At 42.1% G+C, this 24422-nt stretch carries 16 protein-coding genes, 2 tRNA genes, 3 rRNA genes and 1 pseudogene; 12 read left to right on the forward strand and 10 right to left on the reverse strand.

Annotated features, from left to right (window positions below; translation table 11 throughout):
• Complete coding sequence (gene ravA / locus M0M83_RS00320; RefSeq protein WP_213914576.1) at positions 1-1518, reverse strand: ATPase RavA; 1518 nt, start codon at positions 1516-1518, stop codon at positions 1-3.
• A 281-nt stretch (positions 1519-1799) separates the two neighbouring features.
• On the opposite strand from ravA, the gene rbsD reads away from it, so the two are divergent.
• The 6 genes from rbsD to rbsR all read left to right on the forward strand — a co-directional run bounded on the left by rbsD (position 1800) and on the right by rbsR (position 7621).
• A complete protein-coding gene (gene rbsD / locus M0M83_RS00325) occupies positions 1800-2219 on the forward strand; it encodes a D-ribose pyranase (RefSeq protein ID WP_213914577.1) in 420 nt (139 codons plus the stop codon).
• 7 nt (positions 2220-2226) lie between these two features.
• A complete protein-coding gene (gene rbsA / locus M0M83_RS00330; RefSeq protein WP_213914578.1) occupies positions 2227-3741 on the forward strand; it encodes a ribose ABC transporter ATP-binding protein RbsA in 1515 nt (504 codons plus the stop codon).
• Positions 3738-4700 (forward strand): ribose ABC transporter permease, encoded by a 963-nt coding sequence (gene rbsC / locus M0M83_RS00335; RefSeq protein WP_125893853.1) that lies wholly within the window; start codon positions 3738-3740, stop codon positions 4698-4700. Before rbsA ends, rbsC begins: the two co-directional genes overlap by 4 nt.
• 18 nt (positions 4701-4718) lie before the next feature.
• A complete protein-coding gene (rbsB, locus tag M0M83_RS00340; protein ID WP_102140435.1) occupies positions 4719-5609 on the forward strand; it encodes a ribose ABC transporter substrate-binding protein RbsB in 891 nt (296 codons plus the stop codon).
• A gap of 77 nt (positions 5610-5686) precedes the next feature.
• Complete coding sequence (gene rbsK, locus M0M83_RS00345; protein ID WP_125893857.1) at positions 5687-6616, forward strand: ribokinase; 930 nt, start codon at positions 5687-5689, stop codon at positions 6614-6616.
• Between the two features lie 3 nt (positions 6617-6619).
• Positions 6620-7621, forward strand: coding sequence for a ribose operon transcriptional repressor RbsR (gene rbsR / locus M0M83_RS00350; RefSeq protein ID WP_369463360.1), 1002 nt, complete (start codon positions 6620-6622; stop codon positions 7619-7621).
• Here the strand turns inward: rbsR and mdtD are convergent.
• Together mdtD and M0M83_RS00360 are read right to left on the reverse strand one after the other, a co-directional pair.
• Positions 7618-9021, reverse strand: a complete 1404-nt coding sequence (gene mdtD, locus M0M83_RS00355; RefSeq protein ID WP_248467320.1) for a multidrug transporter subunit MdtD — start codon at positions 9019-9021, stop codon at positions 7618-7620. The genes rbsR and mdtD overlap by 4 nt on opposite strands.
• Before the next feature lie 48 nt (positions 9022-9069).
• A complete protein-coding gene (locus M0M83_RS00360; RefSeq protein ID WP_213914579.1) occupies positions 9070-9768 on the reverse strand; it encodes a FadR/GntR family transcriptional regulator in 699 nt (232 codons plus the stop codon).
• A 532-nt stretch (positions 9769-10300) separates the two neighbouring features.
• Between M0M83_RS00360 and M0M83_RS00365 the strand changes: the two genes are divergently transcribed.
• The 6 genes from M0M83_RS00365 (at position 10301) to M0M83_RS00390 (ending at position 17641) form a co-directional block, all read left to right on the forward strand.
• Positions 10301-11840 (forward strand): 16S ribosomal RNA (locus tag M0M83_RS00365).
• Positions 11841-11905: 65 nt separating this feature from the next.
• A tRNA-Ile gene (locus M0M83_RS00370) sits at positions 11906-11982 on the forward strand.
• A gap of 134 nt (positions 11983-12116) precedes the next feature.
• Positions 12117-12192: transfer RNA gene (locus M0M83_RS00375), tRNA-Ala, on the forward strand.
• A gap of 315 nt (positions 12193-12507) precedes the next feature.
• Positions 12508-15416, forward strand: a 23S ribosomal RNA gene (locus M0M83_RS00380).
• A gap of 142 nt (positions 15417-15558) precedes the next feature.
• Positions 15559-15674: ribosomal RNA gene (gene rrf / locus M0M83_RS00385) — 5S ribosomal RNA — on the forward strand.
• Together the 16S, 23S and 5S rRNA genes with 2 tRNA genes alongside form the textbook arrangement of a ribosomal RNA operon.
• A 1538-nt stretch (positions 15675-17212) precedes the next feature.
• Positions 17213-17641 carry a hypothetical protein gene (locus M0M83_RS00390; protein ID WP_213914395.1) on the forward strand — a complete coding sequence of 143 codons (429 nt, stop codon included), beginning with the start codon at positions 17213-17215 and terminating at the stop codon, positions 17639-17641.
• Positions 17642-17754: 113 nt separating this feature from the next.
• Here M0M83_RS00390 and M0M83_RS00395 read toward each other — a convergent pair.
• The 7 genes and pseudogenes from M0M83_RS00395 to acs all read right to left on the reverse strand — a co-directional run bounded on the left by M0M83_RS00395 (position 17755) and on the right by acs (position 24329).
• Positions 17755-18237 (reverse strand): annotated as a pseudogene (locus tag M0M83_RS00395) (3-deoxy-7-phosphoheptulonate synthase).
• A gap of 156 nt (positions 18238-18393) precedes the next feature.
• The gene (locus M0M83_RS00400; RefSeq protein ID WP_125894582.1) at positions 18394-18789 is read right to left on the reverse strand and encodes a cupin domain-containing protein; all 396 of its coding nucleotides are present in this window, start codon (positions 18787-18789) and stop codon (positions 18394-18396) included.
• Positions 18790-18822: 33 nt separating this feature from the next.
• Positions 18823-19350: a prephenate dehydratase domain-containing protein gene (locus M0M83_RS21625; protein WP_125894584.1), complete on the reverse strand. Its 528-nt coding sequence runs from the start codon at positions 19348-19350 to the stop codon at positions 18823-18825.
• An 18-nt stretch (positions 19351-19368) separates the two neighbouring features.
• A complete protein-coding gene (locus tag M0M83_RS00410) occupies positions 19369-20067 on the reverse strand; it encodes an RraA family protein (RefSeq protein ID WP_213914391.1) in 699 nt (232 codons plus the stop codon).
• A gap of 219 nt (positions 20068-20286) precedes the next feature.
• A complete protein-coding gene (actP, locus tag M0M83_RS00415) occupies positions 20287-21936 on the reverse strand; it encodes a cation/acetate symporter ActP (protein ID WP_213914390.1) in 1650 nt (549 codons plus the stop codon).
• A complete protein-coding gene (locus M0M83_RS00420) occupies positions 21933-22244 on the reverse strand; it encodes a DUF485 domain-containing protein (protein ID WP_125894590.1) in 312 nt (103 codons plus the stop codon). Before M0M83_RS00420 ends, actP begins: the two co-directional genes overlap by 4 nt.
• A 129-nt stretch (positions 22245-22373) precedes the next feature.
• The gene (acs, locus tag M0M83_RS00425; protein ID WP_125894592.1) at positions 22374-24329 is read right to left on the reverse strand and encodes an acetate--CoA ligase; all 1956 of its coding nucleotides are present in this window, start codon (positions 24327-24329) and stop codon (positions 22374-22376) included.
• Positions 24330-24422: the final 93 nt, after the last annotated feature.

A 24422-nucleotide genomic window follows, 5' to 3' on the forward strand; every position in this document is an offset into this window, starting at 1 on the left:
TTATTCGGCCACTTTACCCGTGATTTGGTTACGTAACTGGTTTAGTTTTTCAGTGAGTTTCATGAAGCTTTGTTCAATATCCGCAAGCCAGTGAGATTCAATAAATAAATTGGGCTGCTGCTTTTCAAACTGATAGCGCGCGGTTTGAATCTCTTCTTGGATTTTATCCAGCTTATTTAGCCACTCTTGGTTATTTGTATTGGGCACAAGTGATGAAGTTTTATCTTGAATGTATAAAGTGGATGATTGATGGCTTACATCTAATAACTGTATCTGATTTAAATTATTTACCTCAGCAGTAATTTCTTGCGCAAAACCAATCCCATTTAGGTGAGCGGCTAGTGTTGTTCCTTTATTTAAGAAGGTTATCAGGGCTTTTTTATCGGTTGTTACAAAAGTAACTTTCATATTATGCAGTTGCAGCGGGCGATGTAAAAACAGGGTAACTCGACCGTCACTGATATTTTCAGGCAATACATAAGATACCTTACGAGCAAACATCGCATTGTTTTTATTGACTTTAAATGCATCTTGGTTGTTTTGGTCTTGGGTCGATGACATCCATTGCTGATAAATTTGCTCTATTTCACGGGTTAACTTTCGCTGTTGCCAGCCATCTTCTTGCAATAATGATTGCAATAGTTGCGGTAAAGTCTTCATCGATTGCATGTCGTGCCAGAGACAATCTTTCAATAACACGAGGTCAAGGGGCGAAACACTGCTACGGCCATTAAAAAATGCACTTGCTTGCAGTAAATAAACCGCTTTTTTCCAGCGCCTATCGGAAACATAAAGTTGTTTATCTGTAGCATCTAATTGTTGGCGTAATTGGTAAATAAGTTCAAAACAGTGATCGGGCAGCGTAATTTTTGGAATTTCTTGCTGCCACTGTTGGTACTCTTCATCGCTGATTTTTAAATGTTCAGGGACTTGGGGTTCATCCAAAGAGGATTTTCCAGTTAAAAGCGCACGAAAATTTTGTTTTTCTTGCACTTTATCCAGCCAAATACGGACTAACATTCGGTCAAATAGGGCTTCAAGACTATTATCTGCATCGGGCAATTCATTTGATGCGGTGACTAATAGACGCATAGGAATTGGTTTTTCTTCATCTCCATTACGAAACTTGCGCTCATTTACCGCTGTTAATAAAGTATTTAAAATAGCGGGACCCGCTTTCCATATCTCATCAAGAAATACCACTTCAGCGTCAGGTAAATAACCTTTGGTTAAACGTTCATATCGCCCTTCATCTTTTAGTGCCTGTATTGAAAGCGGGCCAAAGATCTCTTCAGGTGTTGAAAATCGCGTCATTAAGTACTCAAAAGCATTCGCATGACGAAAAGCATACTTCATTCTTCGGGCGATTAAACTTTTGGCAATACCCGGAGGGCCTAGCAGGAATACGCTTTCACCACTTAATGTGGCTAATAGGCACAAACGAATAGCTTGCTGGCGTTCATACAAACCGCTTTCAAGGTAATTGCTTAATTGGGCTATTCGTTCAGCAAGCTGCATATTTATTCCTTTTATTAATAGAGGCGTTGATATCAAAACTATCAATTTCTTTTATTACATACTGCGACCTATTTTTCCATTTTTCTTTGATATGCCCCAAGAAATCAGAAAAAACGATTCAGCTATAAGTGATTCAATAAGTTATTGTTTTTTAGCTTTTCTAATACGAACGAAACGTTTCGATACCGATCACAAATATTGACCATCAATATTGAGTTGTGACTTATCTTTACTATTATTACATGAGCGAAACGTTTCGCTTATCAGAATGGCGGTGAAAAATGAAAAAGGGTGTTTTACTAAATGCCAATGTTACTTCTGTAATTGCAAAGTTAGGTCATACAGACCAAATAACGCTTGCGGATGCAGGCCTACCGATCCCACAAGGAACGGAACGTATTGATTTAGCCATTACGCAAGGTTTACCCGATTTCATGTCAGTTTTAAGTGTGATCACCCAAGAGATGCAAGTCGAAAAAGTCATTCTAGCTGAGGAAATCCGTACCATTAACCCACAAATGGAAATCGCTATTTTGGATCACTTACAACAGTTGGAAGTCATTCAAAAAAATACGATTGAAATTATTTATTGTAGTCATGAACGCTTTAAACAATTGACTCATGACAGTAAAGCGGTGATCCGCACCGGAGAATGCTCACCGTTCGCTAACATTATTCTTTGCTCTGGTGTGACTTTCTGAGGTGATTATGCAACCTTTATTAGAACTTATCGGGATCGATAAATCATTTCCTGGGGTAAAAGCGCTCAGTGGGGCTACATTAAATGTCTACCCAGGAAAAGTCATGGCGCTGGTGGGGGAAAATGGGGCTGGCAAGTCAACCATGATGAAAGTGTTAACGGGTATTTATAAAAAAGATGCCGGTCAAATCCGCTATTTAGGTAAAGAAGTCGCATTCAACGGCCCTAAAAGCTCCCAAGAAGCAGGAATAGGGATTATCCACCAAGAACTCAATTTAATACCTGAATTAACTATCGCAGAGAATATATTTCTTGGTCGAGAATATGTGAATGCATTTGGCAAAATTGACTGGAAAAAAATGTTCAGTGAGTCGGACAAACTGCTTAAACGACTTAATCTTGATTATGATAGCCATCAAACTATTGCAGAGCTTTCTATTGGCGAACAACAAATGGTCGAAATTGCCAAAGTTCTGAGCTTCCAATCACAAGTGATCATTATGGATGAACCCACTGATGCACTTACAGACACGGAAACAGAGTCCCTATTTAGAGTTATCGAAGACTTAAAAGCTCAAGGCTGTGGCATTGTTTATATTTCCCATCGTTTAAAAGAAATTTTTGAAATTTGCGATGATGTGACCGTGTTCCGCGATGGCCAGTTTATTGGTGAGAAACCCGTTAGTGAACTAGAAGAAGAAAAACTGATTGAAATGATGGTTGGTCGCAAACTGGAAGACCAATATCCAAGGGTTGATGTGCCAGAAGGAAGTATCCGTCTGCAATTGCAAAATGTATCTGGTCCCGGTGTTACCGATGCGAGTTTTACTTTGAAAGCAGGGGAGATCTTAGGAGTTTCTGGCTTAATGGGCGCGGGGCGTACAGAGTTGATGAAAATCATTTACGGCGCAGCGACAAAAAAATCAGGCACGATAAAACTGGAAGGCAAAGCCATAACACTGAAAACACCACAAGATGGCTTAAACAGTGGCATTGTTTATATTTCAGAAGACCGCAAACGTGATGGATTAGTATTAGGTATGTCAGTGAAAGAAAATATGTCATTGACGGCATTACGTTATTTCAGTCGTCCGGGAGGACGTCTCAAGCATGGTGAAGAGCAGCAAACCGTTAGCGATTTCATTCGGTTATTCAATATTAAAACCCCGTCTATGGACCAAATAATTGGTCATCTTTCTGGTGGAAATCAGCAAAAAGTGGCCATTGCACGCGGTTTGATGACAAGGCCAAAAGTACTGATCCTCGATGAGCCAACGCGCGGTGTAGACGTTGGTGCTAAAAAAGAAATCTATCAACTAATTAACCAGTTTAAAAAAGAAGGGCTGAGTATCATTTTAGTTTCTTCAGAAATGCCTGAAGTAATAGGAATGAGTGACCGCATTTTGGTGATGCACGAAGGTCATATCAGCGGCGAATTTTCAGCCAAAGACGCGACACAGGAAGCCTTAATGGCAGCCGCAGTGGGTAAAAATTATGGCTCAGTTCAGGAGTTATCAGTATGAGTTCAACTACAGCATCATCAAAGCGCTGGTTTAGCAAAGCATGGCTAATGGAGCAAAAATCATTAATTGCACTATTAGTTTTGATTGCCATCGTATCAACATTAAGCCCGAATTTTTTTACGGTTAATAACCTATTCAATATCTTACAACAAACCTCCGTCAACGCTATTATGGCCGTTGGGATGACGCTAGTTATCTTGACCTCGGGTATTGACCTCTCTGTTGGCTCTTTATTAGCCTTAACGGGCGCTGTTGCAGCTTCAATGGTTAGCGCCGACGTTAATGCCTTAGTGGCGGTTGCGGGGGCATTGGCACTGGGTGCTGCAATTGGGGCATGTACGGGGGTGATTGTCGCAAAAGGAAAAGTTCAAGCTTTTATTGCGACACTCGTCATGATGTTATTACTGCGGGGTGTGACACGGGTTTACACCGACGGTAGTCCTATCAATACAGGGTTTAGTGATAACGCAGACTTATTTGGCTGGTTTGGTATTGGCCGCCCATTTGGTATACCTACCCCTGTCTGGTTAATGATCATCGTTTTTGCGGCTGCGTGGTATATGTTGCACCATACTCGCCTTGGTCGTTATATCTATGCATTAGGTGGAAATGAAGCGGCTACCCGTCTTTCTGGTATTAATGTCGACCGCATTAAAATCGTGGTTTATGCCTTATGTGGACTGCTAGCAGCATTGGCGAGTGTCATTGAAGTTGCACGTTTATCATCGGCTCAGCCAATGGCAGGTAATGGGTATGAACTTGACGCTATCGCTGCGGTTGTACTTGGTGGTACCAGTCTTGCTGGTGGCAAGGGGCGTATCGTCGGAACATTGATTGGTGCACTTATCCTTGGTTTTTTAAACAATGGATTAAACTTATTAGGTATTTCGTCAAACTACCAGATGATTGTTAAAGCGGTCGTCATCTTACTTGCTGTACTTGTTGATAATAAAAAGTAACCCTACAGGAAAATTATTATGAAACTGAACAAACTAGCAACGTTATTATCGGCAGTTGCACTGAGTGCAACTGTTAGTGTCAATGCGATGGCGAAAGATAGCATTGCACTTGTCATTTCTACATTGAATAACCCATTCTTTGTGACGATGAAAGACAGCGCACAAAAAGAAGCGGATAAATTAGGTTATGAACTGATTGTTTTAGATTCCCAAGACAACCCTGCTAAAGAGTTAGCAAACGTACAAGATTTAACCGTTCGTGGGACAAAATTAATGTTAATTAACCCAACGGATTCAGATGCGGTAGGCAACTCAATATTAATGGCGAATAAAGCCAATATACCTGTCATCACTTTAGATAGAGCGGCTAACAAAGGTGAAGTTGTCAGCCATGTGGCATCCGATAACCGGATGGGCGGGAAAATGGCTGCCGACTATATTGCGCAAAAAACAGGTAATGAAGCTAAAGTTATTCAATTAGAAGGTATTTCAGGTACATCAGCAGCGCGTGAGCGCGGCGAAGGTTTTAATACTGGAGCAAAAGAGCACAAATTCAATTTACTGGCGAGCCAACCCGCGGATTTCGATAGAACAAAAGGCTTGAACGTAATGCAAAATTTGTTAACGGCACACCCTGCTGTTCAAGCGGTATTTGCGCAAAATGATGAAATGGCATTAGGTGCGTTAAGAGCTTTACAAACCGCAGGCCGTACTGATGTTCTGGTTGTTGGTTTTGATGGTACAAATGATGGTATTAAAGCCGTTGAAGGCGGAAAATTAGGTGCAACTATTGCACAGCGCCCAGACCAAATTGGGATTGTTGGTGTACAGATTGCAGATAAAGTCTTAAAAGGCGAAAAAGTGGATCCAACGGTTCCAGTTGAATTGGAATTAGTGGTTAAACAATAAGATAAAACCGCCATGGGGAACTGTGGCGGTTTATTTAATTTGCGATCCATTGGGTCATAGAAAAGGAAATAAACGTTATGGGTACAGCAAAGTTGGTGGTTCTCGGTAGTATTAATGCGGATCATATATTAAATGTTAAGCATTTCCCTCAGCCGGGTGAAACTGTTAGAGGCGATCATTACCAAGTTGCATTTGGTGGGAAAGGTGCCAACCAAGCGGTTGCAGCAGGTCGCAGTGGTGCTGACATAACGTTTATCGCTTGTATTGGTGATGATGATATTGGTGCGAGTATAAAAAAACAATTATTTCTCGATAATATTAAAACTGAATGTATTGACGTCGTTGAAGGTGAAACGACAGGTGTTGCCCTTATTTATGTAAACCAACAAGGGGAAAACATAATTGGTATCAATGCAGGTGCAAATGCACGACTGACCAAAGAACGATTGGCTCAATATCAGCAAAAAATAGTGGAAGCGGATGCCGTACTGATGCAATTGGAATCCCCTATTGAAACAGTGCAAATGGCCGCTGAAATCGCGAAGAAAAACAATACAAAAGTCATTTTGAACCCGGCTCCCGCTCAATCATTACCAGATTCATTATTATCACTAGTTGATATCATCACGCCAAATGAAACAGAAGCTGAACATTTAACGGGTATTACGGTTAATGATAATCAAGGTGCTCAAGATGCGGCTGAAGTCTTACATCAAAAAGGTATTAGTAAAGTGATGATAACACTCGGCTCTCGAGGTGTTTGGTATAGTGAAAAAGGGCGTGAAGGTAAAATAATTTCTGCATTTCGCGTAAAAGCAGTGGATACTATTGCCGCAGGTGATACATTCAATGGGGCTTATGTTACAGCACTACTTGAAGGTAAGGCTGACGACGAAGCGATTATTTTTGCCCATGCAGCGGCAGCGATAGCGGTGACTCGCCCAGGAGCTCAACCCTCAGTTCCATGGCGTAAAGAAATTGACCAGTTTTTGACTCAACAGGATTAACTTGTGGCAACAATGAAAGATGTGGCACGCCTTGCAGGGGTGTCGACGTCCACCGTCTCTCACGTTATTAACCAAAATCGCTATGTCAGCGAAAGCATTACCATACGCGTTAAAAATGCGATTGAAGAGTTAAATTATGCACCTTCTGCTTTAGCGCGTAGTTTGAAGATGAATCGTACGAATACAATTGGGATGTTACTGACAACAAGTAATAACCCATTTTACGCAGAGGTAGTACGGGGTGTAGAACGTAGTTGCTACGAACGTGGTTATAGTTTGATTTTGTGCAACACTGAAGGTGACCTTCAGCGAATGAATCATAGTTTAGAAACTTTGCTACAAAAGCGTGTTGATGGGTTATTGATTATGTGCACAGAAGTACAGGGGCCATCAAAAAATGTTTTGGCTCGTTACCCTGCTGTGCCAACAGTTATGATGGATTGGTCCCCCTTTGAGTCGGAAGGCGATATCATTCAAGATAACTCTTTTCTTGGTGGGGAAATAGCCACTCGTTACCTTATCGAAGCTGGTTTCTCTCGTATTGCCTGTATTGCAGGGCCACAAGATAAATCACCAGCAAGAGCGCGTCATCAAGGTTTTATTCAAGCCATGACAGATGGCGGTATTAATATTTATGATGATTATATCATTTTCAGTGATTTTGAATTTGCTGGTGGGTTTGAGTCAATGAATAAATTGCTCAATTTACCTATCCCTCCTGAGGCTATTTTTGCAGGTAATGATGCGATGGCGGTAGGCGCTTATCAAGCGATATACCAAAAGGGTTTGAAAGTGCCGGATGATATTTCAATTATTGGTTATGATGATATCGATCTTTCGCCTTATATGATCCCACCACTCACAACAATTCATCAGCCAAAAGATAAGTTAGGCCAACAGGCTGTTGACCAACTTATTTACCGAATGGATAACCCAGAGGCAAATGCGAGTGCTTTGGTTCTTACCCCTGAGCTAATTGAACGCCAATCGGTTAAAAAATATTAATTCTTCGCTTTTTTGGTTTTATTTTTTATTAAATTATCACCGTCTGTCTTACTTAATAATAAGAAGACAAAAGCCGAGATAAGAGTAATGACGCCAACGGTAATAAAGGTGTAGTGGAAATTATCGACCGTATTGCTATTAGGTTGTCCACCATAGAAGTTTAAGATTGCAGCACTGACTGCGATACCGAAGCTTATCGATAGCTGCTGAGTCACAGCTAACATACTATTTCCCGCACTTGCATTATTGTCTGTTAAATCAGCCAAGCAAATAGTATTCATTGCAGTAAACTGTACAGACATCACCATTCCTAAAATAAATAAAGGTACAACTAACAGATAAATTGACATACTTGGTGATTGTAAGGAAAACTGTGCAATCATTAATCCGATAATAATGGTGATAACAAATAATGTATTACGGTAGCCATACTTAGTTAAGACTCGAGTAACTCCCGATTTAGCAGTGATTGACCCTATTGCTAGTGGTGCCATCATCATTCCTGCCACAACGGCTTCGTAACCAAAACCCACCTGCAACATTAATGGCATTAAAAATGGAATACTGCCTGTCCCTAAGCGTGTTGCAATATTACCGCTTATCCCAATAGAAAAAGTGCGAGTTTTAAATAAATTCAAGGGAATTATTGCATGCTTAGTACGTCTTGCATGGAAAATATAAACAAATAAGAAGAGAAAGCCGACTAAGACAATAGTGGCTGGAATTGATGTTGAAAGGGACTTATCACTGAATAAGTCTAGGCTGACAGATAGCATGACTAAGCCAGAACCAAACAATAAGAACCCTAAAGTATCAAATTTACGTTTTGGCATTTTAAAGTCAGGCATATGTTTTAATGCATAAAAGATACCTAAAACACCAATAGGAATATTAATAATAAATATCCAATGCCAAGTTGCATAGGTGACTAATATACCACCTAACAGAGGCCCCAAAATTGGACCAACTAAACCAGGAATAGTGACAAAATTTAATATTGGCAGTAATTCACTTCGAGGGTAAGCCCTTATTAAGGCTAAACGGGCAACTGGCATCATCATTGCCCCACCAATACCCTGAATAACCCTTGAGGTTACTAAAAAATTTAAGGAAGGCGAAAGGGCACAAAGTAATGAACCAAAAGAAAACAAAGAAACCGCTAAAATGAATATACGCCTTGTGCCAAATCTATCAGCAAACCAGCCGCTGACAGGGATTAATAGAGCAACAGTAAGCGTATAGCTGACCACAGCTGACTGCATTGCAAGCGGTGAGTGATCAAGGCTCCTTGCAATATCGGGTAAAGCCGTATTCAAAATGGTGGCATCGAGCGCTTGCATGAAGAAGGCCATTGCCGCAATCCATGGAAGGCCTGACATATTTTTAGCTGTTTTGAACATCAGTTACCTATACAAGTAAATTAAAGCTTCAATTGGAATATTGTTTCGTTAGTCTTGCTTTTGGGTAATTGTTAATAAGTTATAGCAAAGGTCGAGTGCTATTGTACTTTTACCATGAATAATTGCATTGGCAAGTTGTTGATGAATTTCGACCTCTATAACCTCATTATCAGTGATGACATCAAAATAACGCTGATAAATAGAACGGAATAAATTAGCAAAAGAAATTAGGAAGGGGTTGGCACAAGCTTTGTAAATAGTTAAATGAAAATGATAATCAACTCTCACCCAATGCGCCCTATCAAATTCTTTGGCGAGTAACTGCATTTCACTTGCTAATAATTGTAATGATTGTTTTTGTTCTTTTGTTGCATGTATAGCCGCAAGATAACAAGCTTGAGGTTCTATTGCGAGTCGAACCATTTTAAAGTGTTCCATCACGACAGATTGCTCTTCGCTATTGGACCACCACGTTAAGAGATCTTGGTCTAAAAAATTCCAATTTGAGGGCGGCATAACCCGGGTACCTATTTTGGGGCGAGCTAACACCATACCTTTTGCAGCTAATATTTTTATTGCTTCTCTTATTGCTGTTCGACTTGCTTGGAATTGTTCTGATAATTCTAATTCGCTAGGTAAAGTGGAATCAGGTAAATAGGTGCTGGTTAAAATCAACTGGCCAAGATTTTCTGCAATAATATAAGAACGATTTTTTTGTGAGGCTGTTTGTTGCTTACTTAATTCCATAATTCATCTCAAAGCATAATTCTTAGATACATATATTACGTGAGTAGGTGCGCAATTGCTGCTGAAATAGTCAATATATAGACCGAATTTAACTTATAAATACCTTTTTGGCTAAAAAAAACACGAACAAAATAAAAATTCAAAAAAACACTTGCGAGAATTTTTCGACTCCCTATAATGCGCATCCGTTGTCACGACAAACTGGTTAGAAGAAAACTTCAAAACCCAGTGATAACAGAGGTGAGAAAGAAAAAGTTTGAAAATAAACACTTGACTTTCTAAATAAAAAACGTAATATACGACACCTCGCGACAACGACCTAGAAGTCGAAAATCGAAAGATTCAGTCGCAACGCTCTTTAACAATTTATCAGACAATCTGTGTGGGCACTCACAGGACACTATCAAAAAAATATTTGATTTTAAGTCTTGAAGAGTGACTAACACGTTAATTCATATATATGAACTAATAGGTAATTTGGTTTCTTCGGAAATCAAACGACAGTAACATTCTTTGAGCATCAGACTACTTTTAATTGAAGAGTTTGATCATGGCTCAGATTGAACGCTGGCGGCAGGCCTAACACATGCAAGTCGAGCGGTAACAGGGGAAGCTTGCTTCTCGCTGACGAGCGGCGGACGGGTGAGTAATGTATGGGGATCTGCCCGATAGAGGGGGATAACCACTGGAAACGGTGGCTAATACCGCATAATCTCTTAGGAGCAAAGCAGGGGAACTTCGGTCCTTGCGCTATCGGATGAACCCATATGGGATTAGCTAGTAGGTGGGGTAATGGCTCACCTAGGCGACGATCCCTAGCTGGTCTGAGAGGATGATCAGCCACACTGGGACTGAGACACGGCCCAGACTCCTACGGGAGGCAGCAGTGGGGAATATTGCACAATGGGCGCAAGCCTGATGCAGCCATGCCGCGTGTATGAAGAAGGCCCTAGGGTTGTAAAGTACTTTCAGTCGGGAGGAAGGCGTTGTTGCTAATATCAACAACGATTGACGTTACCGACAGAAGAAGCACCGGCTAACTCCGTGCCAGCAGCCGCGGTAATACGGAGGGTGCAAGCGTTAATCGGAATTACTGGGCGTAAAGCGCACGCAGGCGGTTGATTAAGTTAGATGTGAAATCCCCGGGCTTAACCTGGGAATGGCATCTAAGACTGGTCAGCTAGAGTCTTGTAGAGGGGGGTAGAATTCCATGTGTAGCGGTGAAATGCGTAGAGATGTGGAGGAATACCGGTGGCGAAGGCGGCCCCCTGGACAAAGACTGACGCTCAGGTGCGAAAGCGTGGGGAGCAAACAGGATTAGATACCCTGGTAGTCCACGCTGTAAACGATGTCGATTTGAAGGTTGTTCCCTTGAGGAGTGGCTTTCGGAGCTAACGCGTTAAATCGACCGCCTGGGGAGTACGGCCGCAAGGTTAAAACTCAAATGAATTGACGGGGGCCCGCACAAGCGGTGGAGCATGTGGTTTAATTCGATGCAACGCGAAGAACCTTACCTACTCTTGACATCCAGAGAACTTAGCAGAGATGCTTTGGTGCCTTCGGGAACTCTGAGACAGGTGCTGCATGGCTGTCGTCAGCTCGTGTTGTGAAATGTTGGGTTAAGTCCCGCAACGAGCGCAACCCTTATCCTTTGTTGCCAGCGATTCGGTCGGGAACTCAAAGGAGACTGCCGGTGATAAACCGGAGGAAGGTGGGGATGACGTCAAGTCATCATGGCCCTTACGAGTAGGGCTACACACGTGCTACAATGGCGTATACAAAGAGAAGCGACCTCGCGAGAGCAAGCGGAACTCATAAAGTACGTCGTAGTCCGGATTGGAGTCTGCAACTCGACTCCATGAAGTCGGAATCGCTAGTAATCGTAGATCAGAATGCTACGGTGAATACGTTCCCGGGCCTTGTACACACCGCCCGTCACACCATGGGAGTGGGTTGCAAAAGAAGTAGGTAGCTTAACCTTCGGGAGGGCGCTTACCACTTTGTGATTCATGACTGGGGTGAAGTCGTAACAAGGTAACCGTAGGGGAACCTGCGGTTGGATCACCTCCTTACCATTGAAGTGTTTTTGTGAAGTGCTCACACAGATTGTCTGATGAAATAGAGTAGCGGTATCGATAGGCTTGTAGCTCAGGTGGTTAGAGCGCACCCCTGATAAGGGTGAGGTCGGTGGTTCAAGTCCACTCAGGCCTACCAAAATTGAATTGATGCTTTGTTATAGATTAGCTCGCTTACCCACGTAAGCTTCGCCAATCTATGCCTTGCCTGAATTCAATTTATAACTGATTTCTTTCATAAAAAGAAAGAGACGATACCGAAAATACCTTTATGGGGCTATAGCTCAGCTGGGAGAGCGCCTGCCTTGCACGCAGGAGGTCAGCGGTTCGATCCCGCTTAGCTCCACCATAAATTTTTCTGATTATTCAGAATAGATTAGTCAACTAGTCTATTGCGAATAATTATGCTCTTTAACAATCTGGAACAAGCTGAAAATTGAAAACAACGCACATTGTTTATCGCTTAAACAATGTGAGAGTCTCTCAAAAATCTCAACTTGAATAGTGTACTTTGAACTATCGAGTCGACGAGCGAAATGAGTTCAAGGCAGCCCGCGCACAGCAAGCGCAGCGTACTTTAAGTACGTGAGCATTGCGCGCACGGACTAACGCCGAAATCATGAAGCACAGTCACTCGTTGTAAGAAGACGCCTTCGGGTTGTGAGGTTAAGCGACTAAGCGTACACGGTGGATGCCTAGGCAATCAGAGGCGATGAAGGACGTGCTAATCTGCGATAAGCGTCGGTAAGGTGATATGAACCGTTACAACCGACGATTTCCGAATGGGGAAACCCAGTGCAATTCGTTGCACTATCGTTTGATGAATACATAGTCAAACGAAGCGAACCGGGGGAACTGAAACATCTCAGTACCCCGAGGAAAAGAAATCAACCGAGATTCCCCTAGTAGCGGCGAGCGAACGGGGAGCAGCCCAGAGTCTTAATCAGCATTAGCATCAGGAGAACGGTCTGGAAAGTCCGGCAGTAAAGGGTGATAGCCCCGTATCCGAAGGTGTTAGTGTTGTGAACTCGACGAGTAGGGCGGGACACGTGTTATCCTGTCTGAATATGGGGGGACCATCCTCCAAGGCTAAATACTCCTGATTGACCGATAGTGAACCAGTACCGTGAGGGAAAGGCGAAAAGAACCCCGGCGAGGGGAGTGAAATAGAACCTGAAACCGTGTACGTACAAGCAGTGGGAGCCTTGATTTATCAGGGTGACTGCGTACCTTTTGTATAATGGGTCAGCGACTTATATTCTGTAGCAAGGTTAACCGTATAGGGGAGCCGTAGGGAAACCGAGTCTTAACTGGGCGAATGAGTTGCAGGGTATAGACCCGAAACCCGGTGATCTAGCCATGGGCAGGTTGAAGGTTGGGTAACACTAACTGGAGGACCGAACCGACTAATGTTGAAAAATTAGCGGATGACTTGTGGCTGGGGGTGAAAGGCCAATCAAACCGGGAGATAGCTGGTTCTCCCCGAAAGCTATTTAGGTAGCGCCTCGTGAACTCATCTTCGGGGGTAGAGCACTGTTTCGACTAGGGGGTCATCCCGACTTACCAACTCGATGCAAACTACGAATACCGAAGAATGTTATCACGGGAGACACACGGCGGGTGCTAACGTTCGTCGTGAAGAGGGAAACAACCCAGACCGCCAGCTAAGGTCCCAAAGTCATAGTTAAGTGGGAAACGAAGTGGGAAGGCTCAGACAGCCAGGATGTTGGCTTAGAAGCAGCCATCATTTAAAGAAAGCGTAATAGCTCACTGGTCGAGTCGGCCTGCGCGGAAGATGTAACGGGGCTAAACTATGCACCGAAGCTGCGGCAGCGATATGTAAATATTGTTGGGTAGGGGAGCGTTCTGTAAGCCTGTGAAGGTGTACTGTGAGGTATGCTGGAGGTATCAGAAGTGCGAATGCTGACATAAGTAACGATAATGCGGGTGAAAAACCCGCACGCCGGAAGACCAAGGGTTCCTGTCCAACGTTAATCGGGGCAGGGTGAGTCGACCCCTAAGGCGAGGCAGAAATGCGTAGTCGATGGGAAACGGGTTAATATTCCCGTACTGGTGATAATTGCGATGGGGGGACGGAGAAGGCTAGGCTATCCGGGCGACGGTTGTCCCGGTTTAAGAATGTAGGCAGGTGAATTAGGCAAATCCGGTTCACTACATGCTGAGGTTCGATGACGAGTCACTACGGTGATGAAGTAGCTCATGCCCCGCTTCCAGGAAAAGCCTCTAAGCTCTAGATTATCATTAATCGTACCCCAAACCGACACAGGTGGTCAGGTAGAGAATACTCAGGCGCTTGAGAGAACTCGGGTGAAGGAACTAGGCAAAATGGTGCCGTAACTTCGGGAGAAGGCACGCTGGCGCTAGGTGAAGTCCCTCGCGGATGGAGCTGAAGCCAGTCGCAGATACCAGCTGGCTGCAACTGTTTATTAAAAACACAGCACTGTGCAAACACGAAAGTGGACGTATACGGTGTGACGCCTGCCCGGTGCTGGAAGGTTAATTGATGGGGTTATCCGTAAGGAGAAGCTCTTGATCGAAGCCCCAGTAAACGGCGGCCGTAACTATAACGGTCCTAAGGTAGCGAAATTCCTTGTCGGGTAAGTTCCGACCTGCACGAATGGCGTAATGATGGCCAGGCTGTCTCCACCCGAGACTCAGTGAAATTGAACTCGCTGTGAAGATGCAGTGTACCCGCGGCAAGACGGAAAGACCCCGTGAACCTTTACTATAGCTTGACACTGAACATTGAGCCTTGATGTGTAGGATAGGTGGGAGGCTTCGAAGCGTGGACGCCAGTCTGCGTGGAGCCAACCTTGAAATACCACCCTTTAATGTTTGATGTTCTAACGTTGCCCCGTTATCCGGGGTGCGGACAGTGTCTGGTGGGTAGTTTGACTGGGGCGGTCTCCTCCCAAAGAGTAACGGAGGAGCACGAAGGTTGGCTAAGCATGGTCGGACATCATGCGGTTAGTGCAAAGGCATAAGCCAGCTTGACTGCGAGAGTGACGGCTCGAGCAGGTACGAAAGTAGGTCTTAGTGATCCGGTGGTTCTGAATGGAAGGGCCATCGCTCAACGGATAAAAGGTACTCCGGGGATAACAGGCTGATACCGCCCAAGAGTTCATATCGACGGCGGTGTTTGGCACCTCGATGTCGGCTCATCACATCCTGGGGCTGAAGTAGGTCCCAAGGGTACGGCTGTTCGCCGTTTAAAGTGGTACGCGAGCTGGGTTTAGAACGTCGTGAGACAGTTCGGTCCCTATCTGCCGTGGGCGTTGGAAGATTGAAAGGGGCTGCTCCTAGTACGAGAGGACCGGAGTGGACGCACCACTGGTGTTCGGGTTGTCATGCCAATGGCATTGCCCGGTAGCTAAGTGCGGAAGAGATAACCGCTGAAAGCATCTAAGCGGGAAACTTGCCTTGAGATGAGTCTTCCCTGACCCTTTAAGGGTCCTAAAGGAACGTTTAAGACTAAGACGTTGATAGGTTGGGTGTGTAAGCGTAGCGATACGTTGAGCTAACCAATACTAATGAACCGTGAGGCTTAACCTGACAACACCGAAGGTGTTTTAGAGAGATTGAGTTGTTTTTGATAGAGTGAGAAGCCGAAAGGTGAAGGACACACAGCTTGTTTGAGATTGACGTTCTGGTTTAGTGTATAAAAGTGACATTAAACGGGAACACACAGAATTTGTCTGGCGGCAATAGCGCGGTGGTCCCACCTGACCCCATGCCGAACTCAGTAGTGAAACGCCGTAGCGCCGATGGTAGTGTGGGGTCTCCCCATGTGAGAGTAGGGAACTGCCAGACATTAAATTAGTGAAGAAGCCACCCATTGGGTGGCTTTTTTGCGTTTGGGGGGGAGCGAACTAATTGTTGATGCTAGAAGTGAAGTTCCTTAATATTCCAACTCCCGACTCCCAACTCCAACTTAACGACTCACTTAATTTAATCCTTTTACGCAGGGCGATTAGTCATGAATATAACCGTCGCAAATGGAAGTTCATGATACAAAGTAGTGAGTAACAGCTCACTTGTTCCTTAATTAGTGTGCATAATTGCAATAAAATTAACTGGATATGGTGTGGTAGTGATTATCTACTAGCGCCATGATGAAAGGTCTAGATATAAACTAGTAAGTAACAGCTCACATGTTGAAAAGTGCGCGGAGACAAGTGCTGAGTGTGGGCTGAGGCAGCATGAGTTAAGAGAGTTAAGTCAAGCAATCGGTAGATGACACTCGGTGGTATTGTGATCATGAATGGAAGCTCTGGAACCAAAGTAGTGAGTAACAGCTCACTTGTTGAAAAGTGCGCGGAGACAAGTGCTGAGTGTGGGGTTAGGCAGCATGAGTTAAGAGAATTAAGTCAAGCAATCGGTAGATGACACTCGGTGGTATTGTGATCATGAATGGAAGGTTTGGAACTAAAGTAGTGAGTAACAGCTCACTTGTTCCTTAGTTAGTGTGCGTAATTGCAATAAAATTAACGGGATATGGTGTGGTGGTTATCTATTACTGCTGTGAATGGAAGGTCTGGAACTAAAGTAGTGAGTAACAACTCACTTGTTCCTTAATTAGTGTGCATAATTGCAATAAAATTAACGGGATATGGTGTGGTGGTTATCTATTATTGCTGTGAATGGAAGCTCTGGAACCAAAGTAGTGAGTAACAGCTCACAAGTTGTTGGTGGATAGTGGAGTTTTAATAAAATCCAATGAATATAATATAGTGGATTGGTGGTGTACATATCACCGAGCTGAATAGAATTGTTTGGGAAATAGGTAACAGTTCACTTAAAAACAAAGTGGAGCAGTGAAAGTAAGCTTGAACCATCATCTCTTAAATAGGTATGAAATGCATTCATTTATATACCCTACCGATAGATAAATTATAATCTATTAAAATAAATAATGAATTAGTAAGATTAGTTCATCAATTTACTCTATTTTGCTTGTTTGTGTTTTTTTTGTTTTATGGTTTTTATGGTGTTAATTAGTCTGTAAAAACGGTATGTGTTTATTATTTAAATATGAATAATATCAATAGATAAAATATTATAAGCCATTTTTTTTGATAAAAAAGCCGTTCATCATCATTTTAAATCTTCGTCTAAAATTCATTCAAATGGTTATTTTTATATATAAAAATTGTTAAATTGATGTTTTATTTTATTGTGCTTATAATGAGTAAATTGACTTAAGGTATTACATTAGATATTAAATTTGTTTATAAATAGAATTTTCAATGGAAAAAAATCAGCCCAAGGTGTTGTCAATAACACAAGCTGTAATCATTAACTGACTGTATTTCATATAAATATTGTTTTATGTGCCAAAGGTGGATCACATGAAAAAGGCAAAAAGCGCTAATCATAAGATTTTTGATCAAATTCTTTCTGTCAATAAGCAGAAAGAAAACGAATTTAACAATGGGCAAGATGGTGCAATTATTCTTTCTATACTTGTGATGTTTTTTGTACCATTTTTACTATTAAATGCAGCAAGAATTTTTTTTGGAATAGATTACAGTTTTGTCGCTGTGATCTCCATGTTGGCGGTTAGTGCCATCATCACATACACATTGTATAAGCGTCTAAAAATTGATTCTGAATTTGCTGAGAAGCATATAGTGTTAGACCAATTATTGATGCGTTATACGCCAAAAAATACAACAGAGTTTAAGAGCCTTCAAGAAGAGAGAAAGGCAAACCCATCAAGTACTTATTCACTTGTTGAAGATTGGGCTAATAGAGAAAGACTGCACTATGCAAATTAGCACACACTAATAATTTAATAAATGTTTGCATATCCCTCGGCTATTTTTAGTCGGGGGATTTTTATTTATTGTAAAGGCTAGCCCTACCTTGAGGGCTAGGTTAATAAAAAGAACTAATTCCAGTTTTTACCTAGAAGATATGTAATTTCGAGAGATTGCATTCTGTTAAGTCTAGGGTCACATAATGACTGATATTTATAACTAATATCTTCTTCGCTGATTTCAGGAATACCTCCTGTGCACTCAGTAACATCTAGTCCTGTCATTTCTAAGTGGACACCTCCTGGATGTACTCCTGCTTCCTTTAATATATGAATGAACTGAATCATTTAATCAGTAATATCCGTAAAATAGCGTGTTTTATATCCTTCTTTGGCATTTTTGGTATTACTATGCATTGGGTTAATCATGCAAATGACAGGTTCGCCACAGGATTGAATTGATTTTATGAGAGCTGGGAGTTTTTGCTTGATAATATTAGCCCCCATTCTAATGATAAGGACGATTTTCCCTTTCTCTCTACTTGGGTTTAATTTACTTATTAAGCTAACTAATGTATCTGAAGAGATATTTGGCCCACACTTTTTTCGAAACAAATACTAAGGGAGGGGGGTTATATATGTTAGTTTGGAAATACTCTAATGCACATTTATCTGGATAATGCGGATTTTGTTCTATAGGGAAATCCTTCCATGAAGAAGGGCTCCACAATGTTGACTGGTTATAAGCTCCCTTTTTATGATGAGAAAAGATTATTTTGACTGAGATATATTTAAGTATGTTGTGAGTGCGCCATTTTGTCTTGCAAGGTAATCTTCACGCACAGGTGTATACACATCAATGACTTCTGAAGATTCGAGAGCCTCTGCATCATGAACGGCCCACGAAGGGATGATAAAAGAGTCGCCTGCATGCAAGAAAACAGTTCGGCCATCAACAGTTAGTCTTAAGGAACCTTTCAATATCGTTGTTGCAGTTTCATGTTCATGAGTATGTTCTGGGATAATCGCTTTTGGCTTGAATGTCCAAAACGCGATGGTAAAACCCGTACCATGAATGAACTTGGCTTGTATTTTGCTTTCCTCTCCTTCATTACGGTTTAGGTCCATATCATAGGAGATCATTTCTTTAGACAAAAAAAGGCTCATATTGTTACCTTATATAAAAATAGGGATAAATGACTAATTAATTTTTGAGTGAATTGAGAAACCCATAGGAACGGAGCCAAAGTCATGTAATATATTGAGGTTATGGCTTTTGGCTGTTTTTAGAGTAGTAATACATGCATCAACAGTTCCATTAGCACATTGTAAAGCTGCTTCACTATTTGAATTAAACAATAGAGGCTCAATTGGTTTATTTAAACCATTAACCTCTGAAAATAAATCTTTGGGTGCAGCATGTGAACCGATTTTTTTAATTTTACTCAGGTCAGTATAGCGGCTTGCAAATAACATATTATGAGTATCCAATACAAAGCAATCGGTGATCTTTAAAAAAGTTAAATTTTGAAATACGATGTTGTGTAAATAAGGATAAACAATACAACCGAGTAATATACAGTTATTATCCTTTTTTATTTCTTCTACAGCGACTTCAAGTGTTTCATGTAATATAACATTGCCATCTAAGTTATTTTTTTCTAAATAGTAATGTGCAGCTTTCTCACAATTTGTTCCTTTAGGGCCTAAAGTATGGATAGTAAGCATGGTATTACCTCATATAAATCATATTCTTCCTGTTTCGTTTATTAAATCGGGGAGTCTTTTTCCTGATCTTATTTGAGCCAGCATAGTATTTTCAGCGTTATTAATTTTTACAGCTTCTTCAAAGACTTTATCAATCAGATCTAATGGAACAACGACACTCCCGTTTGTGTCTGAAATGATGAGATCTCCAGTCTGGATGATATTGTCTTCAATTCTGCATGAAGTGCCTGTTTCACTGACACAGTAGGCACCTTGAGTATCTGAGGGTATTATATTACTCGCGATGACAGGGATATTCAGATCTCGTAATTCTTGAATGTCCCTAACGGCGCCACCTAAAATAATACCGTTGAAGCCGAGTTGCTGAAAATAGGTGCAACTCATTCCTCCGGCTAGAGCGGCATGTTTCATTAAATCGCCATAGCCAGCGACATAAATAAGCCCACTTGCGTTATCTAATTCAGGTACGAGAAATTGTTGGACTTGTTCCCATGTTGATGATTGTTTCTCTATGATACATTTTCCTTTTTTAACTAATTTCCATTGAACGGTATATGCATGTCCGACAATATAAAAATCGTTAATATTAAGAGAGTGTAGTTCATGAGATAAAACACTACCTGATTTTAATCCATCTAAAATATCAATAATTGTAGATGTGCTTATTTTTAAACTTTTTATCTTTTCGAGTTTTTTTATATCGGGATTGTAAAACATAAATTTTCCTTGTTTAGCTAGAGGAAGGCTTATTAGCTTTTTAATTAATAGATATAAACCTTAGTAAGGTCAAGGATAAATAATAGATGGGCCTATCAATTATTAATGTTTGATAATATTAATGATTGTATATTGTTATTTAATGTTCACGCTATAAATCCAGAAATAAACGGCCCAAATGGCCGTTTTTTTATTCTATTTGATTATTACAGTTGAGTGTTAATGTGATTTACCCTGCTCAATACCGAGGCCGATTTGTGAACGAATAAATTGTTCTTTAAAACGTTCTCTTTCCATTTTCCCTTGTTCTGAATTATCTGTTACAGAGAATAACCATGAAGCAATAAATGCCACCGCCATGGAAAAGAGTGCTGGATATTCATAAGGATAGATTGGTTTTTCATGATGAAGAATACTAACCCAGATAGTTGGCCCTAAAATCATTAAGACAACGGCGGTAATTAAACCGAACCAACCACCTGCCAATGCTCCACGAGTGGTCAGTTTGCGCCAGTACATTGAGAGTAGAATGATTGGAAAATTACAACTTGCTGCAATTGAGAAAGCTAAACCAACCATGAAGGCAATATTTTGTTTTTCAAACAGAATGCCTAACCCGATAGCAACAAAACCTAAGATAACAACGGTAATTTTAGAGACGCGTAATTCATCTTTTTCATCCGCTTTACCATTTTTCATTGCCATTGCATATAGGTCATGGGAAACCGCAGAGGCGCCTGCTAAGGTTAAACCGGCAACAACAGCAAGAATGGTGGCGAATGCAACTGCAGAAATAAACCCTAAGAAGAAGTTACCACCAACGGCATCTGCAAGGTGAACAGCCGCCATATTTGTTCCGCCAATAAGTGCTCCGGCTGCATCTTTAAAGGCAGGATTGGAACTGACTAGAACGATGGCACCAAAGCCAATAATAAAGGTTAATATGTAAAAATAACCAATAAAGCCAGTTGCATAGAACACGCTTTTACGCGCTTCTTTTGCATCGCTTACGGTAAAGAATCGCATAATAATATGAGGAAGGCCTGCAGTACCAAACATCAATGCAAGACCCAGTGATAGGGCGGATATTGGGTCGGAAACCAGTCCTCCCGGACTCATGATGGCAATACCATTTTTATGAACTTCAACGGCTTCTTTAAATAAGGTATTAAAGTTAAAGCCTACGTGTTTCATAACCATAACAGCCATGAATGTTGCACCAGCTAATAACAAGATGGCTTTAATAATTTGCACCCAAGTTGTGGCTAACATGCCACCAAATAGGACATATAGCACCATCAAGATACCCACGATAACAACCGCGACGTGGTAATTGAGACCAAATAACAATTCAATCAATTTACCCGCGCCAACCATTTGAGCGATAAGGTACAGTGCAACAACAACCAGAGAGCCAACCGCAGATAGAATACGAATGGGTCTTTGTTTTAATCGATAAGAAGCGACATCAGCGAAGGTATAACGACCTAAATTACGTAAGCGCTCGGCAATTAAGAATAGAATGATCGGCCAGCCAATTAAGAAGCCAATTGAATAAATCAGGCCATCATAGCCAGAAGTATAAACCAGAGCAGAGATCCCTAAGAAGGAAGCCGCAGACATAAAGTCGCCCGCAATAGCCATCCCGTTTTGGAAACCGGTAATTTTCCCGCCCGCAGTGTAGTAATCAGAGCGAGAACGCGTTCTTTTTGACGCCCAGTAGGTAATATACAAAGTGAAGCCGACAAACAGTAAGAACATCACAATCGCCTGAATATTCACAGGCTGGCGTTCAACATCCCCTGTCAATGCATCAGAAAACGCCATTGATGAGGTAAAAAAGAGAATGAGTGAGAGCAATATTTTCATTTTTCTACCTCTTTTAAAATTTCTGCTGTTAAACGGTCGTATTCACCGTTGGCTCGGATAACGTAAAGCCCAGTGAGTACAAATGAAATGACAATTAGGCCGATACCAACAGGGATCCCTCTTGTGATGTATGAACCTTCGGATATCGGTGTTCCTAGCCAGCTTGGGTCAAAAGCGATAAGAAAAATAAATCCAACATATAGCACGAGCGTTATTATTGATAATAACCATGAAAAGCGACTACGTTTCCTAACCAGTTCTTTAAAGCGAGTGTTATCCTCTACCTTTTCGTAAGCAGTAGCATTCATCAGAGTTCTCCTCTGTTATACTCGTCATACTTCAAGCTGCAGCATTGTTGACTGCACCTCGAATTATTTAGAGTAAACTATCTTGTTGGGATGTATGTAAGGCCGCCTCTATGAGTTGGCCTTTTAGCGTTATGACATACTCATAGACTGTTTTTCTTCGAGTAGTTTTTCGACAACACCTGGATCGGCCAGAGTGGAGGTATCTCCAAAGTTACTGGTGTCTCCTGATGCAATTTTACGTAGGATACGACGCATGATTTTACCGGAACGGGTTTTTGGTAAAGAGTCCGTCCAGTGAAGAACATCTGGTGTGGCAATTGGGCCAATTTCTTTACGCACCCAGTTGCGAACTTCAGTATATAGCTCAGGTGAAGGCTCAACCCCTGATATTAGCGTGACATAGGCGTAAATAGCTTGCCCTTTAATATTGTGAGGTATACCGACCACGGCAGCTTCAGCCACTTTCGGATGTGCAACGAGCGCTGATTCTATTTCTGCGGTACCTAAACGGTGGCCCGAAATATTCAGTACATCGTCAACACGGCCAGTGATCCAGTAATAACCATCCTCATCACGACGAGCACCATCACCGCTAAAGTACATGCCTTTAAAGGTTGAGAAATAGGTTTGCTCGAAGCGTTCGTGATCGCCAAATAAGGTTCGGGCTTGGCCCGGCCATGAATCGACAATAACTAAATTGCCTTCTGTGGCGCCTTCGATAGGTTCACCAAGGTTATCAACTAACGCAGGGCGAACGCCGAAGAATGGTAATGTTGCAGACCCCGGTTTTAACATGGTTGCCCCCGGAAGTGGTGTGATCATGAAACCACCTGTTTCGGTTTGCCACCATGTATCAACCACTGGGCAGCGGCTATTACCAATTTTTTTGTAGAACCATTCCCAAGCTTCAGGGTTAATGGGTTCCCCCACGGAGCCGAGAATTCGTAATGAGCTGCGGTCAGTACCTTCAATAGCTTTATCGCCTTCAGCCATTAATGCGCGGATGGCGGTTGGTGCAGTATAAAGGATATTGACTTGGTGTTTATCAACCACCTGGCTCATTCGGTTAACTGATGGGTAATTAGGTACCCCTTCGAACATCAATGTTTTAGCGCCATTGGATAATGGCCCATATAGCAAATAGCTATGACCTGTTACCCAGCCGACATCAGCAGTACACCAATAGACTTCACCTGGATGGTAGTCGAAGGTGTACTTGAATGTCAGTGTGGCATAAACCAAATAACCACCAGTGGTATGCAAAACACCTTTAGGTTTGCCTGTAGAACCCGAGGTGTACAGGATAAAGAGCGGGTCTTCTGCGTTGATTTCTTCTGGAGGGCAGTCTGCACTGACCCCTTTGATGACGTCGTGCCACCAGAGGTCACGGCCTTCGACCCAGCTCGGTGCGTTGCCTGTGCGTTGGTAAACAATGACATGAGAAACCGTAGTAACTTGCGGACTAGCGAGTGCGTCATCCACATTTTTCTTTAATGGAATTGCACGGCCAGCTCGTAAGCCTTCATCTGCGGTGATGATGAGCTTCGCTTTACAGTCAATAACGCGACCAGAGACGGCTTCAGGGGAGAAACCAGCAAAAATGACCGTATGTATCGCGCCAATACGGGCACAGGCTAGCATCGCGACTGCAGCTTCAACAACCATAGGCATGTAAATGGCGACAACATCGCCTTTACGAATACCTTGTTGTTTCAGGACATTAGCAAACTGACAAACATCATGGTGCAGTTCGCGGTAAGTGACATTTTTTGACGATAAAGGGTCATCGCCTTCCCAAATAATCGCTGTTTGGTCACCTTTTTCAGCCAGATGGCGATCTAAACAGTTAGCACTTAAATTTAATGTACCGTCTTCGAACCAGCGGATATCAATATGTCCGGGGTCAAAAGAGGTGTTTTTGACACGAGTGTAAGGTTTAATCCAATCAACGATTTTTCCTTTTTCGCCCCAAAATCCTTCAGGGTCTTGAATCGAGCGTTGGTACTCATCGTTATACTGTTGTTCGTTTATCAGGGCATTTTTTGCAATTTCAGCAGGAACGGGATGTTTAGTTATTTGAGTCATATTATTATCTCCTTGCAGATGTTAATACTATGTCAAAAAATGGTTAACTAAAGCACGAATTTTAAATTTGTTTTTCTTTTGCGCGGAAGATCA

The organism is Providencia rettgeri (assembly GCF_023205015.1).
Lineage (GTDB): Bacteria > Pseudomonadota > Gammaproteobacteria > Enterobacterales > Enterobacteriaceae > Providencia > Providencia rettgeri_E.

What these genes read in the sequence shown, in the direction of transcription:
- rbsK (WP_125893857.1), top strand. Translation starts at nt 5,687, where the DNA reads ATGGGTACAGCAAAGTTGGTGGTTCTCGGTAGTATTAATGCGGATCAT.
- rbsD (WP_213914577.1), top strand. Translation starts at nt 1,800, where the DNA reads ATGAAAAAGGGTGTTTTACTAAATGCCAATGTTACTTCTGTAATTGCA.
- M0M83_RS00400 (WP_125894582.1), bottom strand. Translation starts at nt 18,789, where the DNA reads ATGAGCCTTTTTTTGTCTAAAGAAATGATCTCCTATGATATGGACCTA.
- rbsC (WP_125893853.1), top strand. Translation starts at nt 3,738, where the DNA reads ATGAGTTCAACTACAGCATCATCAAAGCGCTGGTTTAGCAAAGCATGG.
- M0M83_RS00360 (WP_213914579.1), bottom strand. Translation starts at nt 9,768, where the DNA reads ATGGAATTAAGTAAGCAACAAACAGCCTCACAAAAAAATCGTTCTTAT.
- M0M83_RS00420 (WP_125894590.1), bottom strand. Translation starts at nt 22,244, where the DNA reads ATGAATGCTACTGCTTACGAAAAGGTAGAGGATAACACTCGCTTTAAA.
- M0M83_RS00410 (WP_213914391.1), bottom strand. Translation starts at nt 20,067, where the DNA reads ATGTTTTACAATCCCGATATAAAAAAACTCGAAAAGATAAAAAGTTTA.
- acs (WP_125894592.1), bottom strand. Translation starts at nt 24,329, where the DNA reads ATGACTCAAATAACTAAACATCCCGTTCCTGCTGAAATTGCAAAAAAT.
- actP (WP_213914390.1), bottom strand. Translation starts at nt 21,936, where the DNA reads ATGAAAATATTGCTCTCACTCATTCTCTTTTTTACCTCATCAATGGCG.
- M0M83_RS21625 (WP_125894584.1), bottom strand. Translation starts at nt 19,350, where the DNA reads ATGCTTACTATCCATACTTTAGGCCCTAAAGGAACAAATTGTGAGAAA.
- M0M83_RS00390 (WP_213914395.1), top strand. Translation starts at nt 17,213, where the DNA reads ATGAAAAAGGCAAAAAGCGCTAATCATAAGATTTTTGATCAAATTCTT.
- mdtD (WP_248467320.1), bottom strand. Translation starts at nt 9,021, where the DNA reads ATGTTCAAAACAGCTAAAAATATGTCAGGCCTTCCATGGATTGCGGCA.
- rbsB (WP_102140435.1), top strand. Translation starts at nt 4,719, where the DNA reads ATGAAACTGAACAAACTAGCAACGTTATTATCGGCAGTTGCACTGAGT.
- rbsA (WP_213914578.1), top strand. Translation starts at nt 2,227, where the DNA reads ATGCAACCTTTATTAGAACTTATCGGGATCGATAAATCATTTCCTGGG.
- ravA (WP_213914576.1), bottom strand. Translation starts at nt 1,518, where the DNA reads ATGCAGCTTGCTGAACGAATAGCCCAATTAAGCAATTACCTTGAAAGC.